4 protein-coding genes are annotated in these 2376 nt (G+C 78.8%); 2 read left to right on the top strand and 2 right to left on the bottom strand.

From position 1 onward, the window contains the following. Together G3I42_RS08170 and G3I42_RS08165 are read left to right on the top strand one after the other, a co-directional pair. Nucleotides 1-613 (top strand): ATP-binding protein (locus tag G3I42_RS08170; protein WP_343244483.1); only part of this gene is annotated, 613 nt, incomplete at its 5' end. A gap of 9 nt (nt 614-622) precedes the next feature. Beyond that, nucleotides 623-1243 carry a response regulator transcription factor gene (locus G3I42_RS08165; RefSeq protein WP_164283801.1) on the top strand — a complete coding sequence of 207 codons (621 nt, stop codon included), beginning with the start codon at nt 623-625 and terminating at the stop codon, nt 1241-1243. Between the two features lie 80 nt (nt 1244-1323). Here the strand turns inward: G3I42_RS08165 and G3I42_RS08160 are convergent, their stop codons facing one another. Continuing rightward, the gene (locus G3I42_RS08160) at nt 1324-2181 is read right to left on the bottom strand and encodes a transglutaminase-like domain-containing protein (protein WP_164283799.1); all 858 of its coding nucleotides are present in this window, start codon (nt 2179-2181) and stop codon (nt 1324-1326) included. Next, nucleotides 2178-2376: GNAT family N-acetyltransferase (locus tag G3I42_RS08155; RefSeq protein ID WP_164283797.1), on the bottom strand; the 199-nt coding region annotated here is incomplete at its 5' end. The genes G3I42_RS08160 and G3I42_RS08155, both read right to left, overlap by 4 nt.

The following is a 2376-nucleotide window of genomic DNA, read 5'->3' as shown; positions in this document are numbered from 1 at the left end:
GGCCGCCCGGCAGGTCGCCGAGATCGAACAGGTCGGCCGCCAGGCCCTCATCGACGTCCGCGCGGCGGTCGGCGGCTACCGGCAGCCCACGCTCGACGGCGAACTCGCGGGCGCCCGCATCGCTCTCGTCACGGCGGGCATCGAGGCGCGGCTCCCCGAGGAGGCGCCCGCGCTGCCCCCGGAGCCCGCCGCCGCGCTCGCCTGGGTCCTGCGCGAGGCGGTCACCAACGTCGTACGCCACAGCGGCGCCCGCGCCTGCCAGGTGACCCTGACCACGCGCCAGAGCCTCCAGGGCCCGTACCTGGAGCTGCGCGTGGAGGACGACGGCGAGGGCGCGGCGGGCGCGGCACCGGGCCACGGCCACGGTCTGACGGGCCTGCGGGAACGCCTCGCCGACGTCGGCGGCACCCTGACGACGGGCCCGGCGCGGGCGGGGCGGCGTGGGGGATTCGCGCTGAGCGCCCACGTACCGCTCGGCGAGGCGGAGCCCGGGGGCCCGCCACCAGGAGGCCCGCCACCGGAGGACCCGCCACCAGGAGGCCCGCCACCGGGGGACCCGCCGCCAGGGGCCTCGTCGCCCGGCGACCGCTTGTCCGGGGGGCCCGCCGCCTAAGCTGCCCGCATGACGACCCCCGGCCCCGTACGCCTCCTGCTCGCCGAGGACCAGGCGATGGTGCGCGAGGCGCTCGCCGCCCTGCTCGGCCTGGAGGGCGACATGACCGTGGTCGCGCAGGTCGCGCGCGGGGACGAGGTGGTGGCCGCCGCGCGGGCCCACGCCGTGGACGTCGCACTGCTCGACATCGAGATGCCCGGCATGACGGGGCTCGACGCCGCCGCCGCGCTGCGCGAGGCGCTGCCCGGCGTCCGCGTCGTCATCCTCACGACCTTCGGCAGGCCCGGTTACCTGCGGCGCGCGATGGAGGCGGGCGCGAGCGCCTTCCTCGTCAAGGACGCCCCGGCCGCCGAACTCGCCGCCGCCGTGCGCCAGGTGCTCGCCGGGGAACGTGTCATCGACCCGGCCCTCGCCGCCGCGGCCCTCGCCGAGGGCGCCAACCCGCTCACGCCGCGCGAGGCGGAGGTCCTGCGCGCCGCCGCCGGGGGCGCGGGCAACGCCGAACTCGCCACCGCCCTCCACCTCTCCCAGGGCACCGTGCGCAACTACCTCTCCACGGCGATCCAGAAACTCGCCGCCCGCAACCGCGCCGACGCGGTGCGCGTCGCGCGCGAGAAGGGGTGGCTGTGAGGCGTTCGGGGCGGGTCGGCCGGGCTCGTCCGGCTGCCGTCACGGGGCTCCGCACCGGGGCTTGATGGTGGTGGCCGCGCTCAGTTCAGCCGGGCCCGCGCCGCGCGCCCCTCCGCCCGTACCGCCGCCGCGAGTTCGCCCGACACCGCCTCGACGACCTCCGCGTACCGCTCGAACTCCGCCGCCGCCTCCAGGTAGTCGCCGCGGCTCACCAGGAGGCGGGCCCGGTCGCGGCGCAGTTCGGCCGGGTGGGCGGGCAGGAGCAGGCCCAGTTCGGCCGCCCACAGGGCGACGTCGGTGCGCTCGGGGCGCGCCCGCGCCCAGGCGGTGATGTTGCCGAGGACGCGCCGGACGATCTCCAGCGGGCCCGCGGGGGAGAGGCGGTCCGGGCTCAGCGGCCCGCCCGTCGTCCGCTCCACGAGGTCGGCAGCCTCCGTACGGTCCAGGGGCCGGCCCGCGCCGAACGGGTCCACGAGCACGTCCCCCGGCGCGCCGAGCCCCACCACGAAGTGCCCCGGCAGCGCGACCCCGTGCACCGGGGCGCCCGCGCGCCGCGCGACCTCGATCCACACCACCGAGAGCAGGATCGGCAGCCCCCGCCTGCGCCGCAGCACCTCGTGCAGGAGCGAGGACTCCAGGCGCTCGTAGTCCCGGGGCTCCCCGTGGAAGCCCTCGCGCGCCCCCAGCACCTCGCGCAGCGCCCGCGCCCAGTCCGCCGGGCCGCCGGGACGGAAGGGCAGCGCGCCCGCGAGCCGGTCGAGTTCGGCCTCCGCCGCGTCGATGCCCGCCGGGGTCAGCTTCTCGTCGCCCTCGGCCGCGAGCAGCAGGCACAGCCGCGAGAGCGAGGGCCGTTCCTCGCGCGCCTCGGCCGCGAAGAGCGCCCTGCGCTCCGCCCTGGCCCGGGCCCGGTCCGCCGCCCCGCCCTCCGCCCCGTTCACGCCGGCTCCGGGGCCCGGTAGTGGTGGTAGTGGTGGTGCACCGTGAAGCCGAGCCGCGTGTACAGCGCGACCGCCGCCTCGTTGTCCCGCTCGACCTGGAGCCACGCCGCCGAGGCGCCCTCCGCGAGCGCCGTCCGCGCGAGCGCCCCCATGACCCGCCGCGCGAGCCCCGTCCGCCGCCGCTCCGGGGCCACC

Source organism: Streptomyces sp. SID11385, from assembly GCF_010548245.1.
In the GTDB taxonomy this organism is placed as follows: domain Bacteria; phylum Actinomycetota; class Actinomycetes; order Streptomycetales; family Streptomycetaceae; genus Streptomyces.
This window is presented reverse-complemented; position numbering and strand designations above follow the sequence as displayed.

Coding starts and splice junctions, on each gene's coding strand:
- G3I42_RS08165 (WP_164283801.1), top strand. CDS start 623: ATGACGACCCCCGGCCCCGTACGCCTCCTGCTCGCCGAGGACCAGGCG.